Annotated in this window: 1 rRNA gene; it reads right to left on the minus strand. The window is 47.1% G+C overall.

The window, feature by feature from the left end:
• Positions 1–976, minus strand: a 16S ribosomal RNA gene (locus tag AABL81_RS13505); the annotation flags it as partial.

Raw genomic sequence — 976 nt, forward strand, 5'->3', positions numbered from 1 at the left:
CGCTGGTAACTAACAATAGGGGTTGCGCTCGTTATAGGACTTAACCTGACACCTCACGGCACGAGCTGACGACAACCATGCAGCACCTTGTAAATTGTCCGAAGAAAAGTCTGTTTCCAAACCTGTCAATCTACATTTAAGCCCTGGTAAGGTTCCTCGCGTATCATCGAATTAAACCACATGCTCCACCGCTTGTGCGGGCCCCCGTCAATTCCTTTGAGTTTCATTCTTGCGAACGTACTCCCCAGGTGGGATACTTATCACTTTCGCTTAGCCACTCAGTCCGAAAACCGAACAGCTAGTATCCATCGTTTACGGCGTGGACTACCAGGGTATCTAATCCTGTTCGCTCCCCACGCTTTCGTTCATCAGCGTCAATAAGTACGTAGTAACCTGCCTTCGCAATTGGTATTCCATGTAATATCTAAGCATTTCACCGCTACACTACATATTCTAGTTACTTCCATACTATTCAAGTCAAACAGTATCAATGGCCGGGTCTTAGTTAAGCTAAGAAATTTCACCACTGACTTATCTAACCGCCTACGAACCCTTTAAACCCAATAATTCCGGATAACGCTCGGATCCTCCGTATTACCGCGGCTGCTGGCACGGAGTTAGCCGATCCTTATTCTTACAGTACCGTCAAATCGCTACACGTAGCGAGGTTTCTTCCTGTACAAAAGCAGTTTACAATCCATAGGACCGTCATCCTGCACGCGGCATGGCTGGTTCAGAGTTGCCTCCATTGACCAATATTCCTCACTGCTGCCTCCCGTAGGAGTCTGGTCCGTGTCTCAGTACCAGTGTGGGGGATCTCCCTCTCAGGACCCCTAATCATCGTTGCCTTGGTATGCCGTTACCACACCAACTAGCTAATGATACGCATGCCCATCTTCTACCGATAAATCTTTATTAATCAAATGATGCCATCCAATTAAACCATGGAGCATTAATCCGAATTTCTTCGGGCTAT

The sequence above is a fragment of the Myroides sp. C1519 genome (genome assembly GCF_038039755.1).
In the GTDB taxonomy this organism is placed as follows: domain Bacteria; phylum Bacteroidota; class Bacteroidia; order Flavobacteriales; family Flavobacteriaceae; genus Flavobacterium; species Flavobacterium phaeum_A.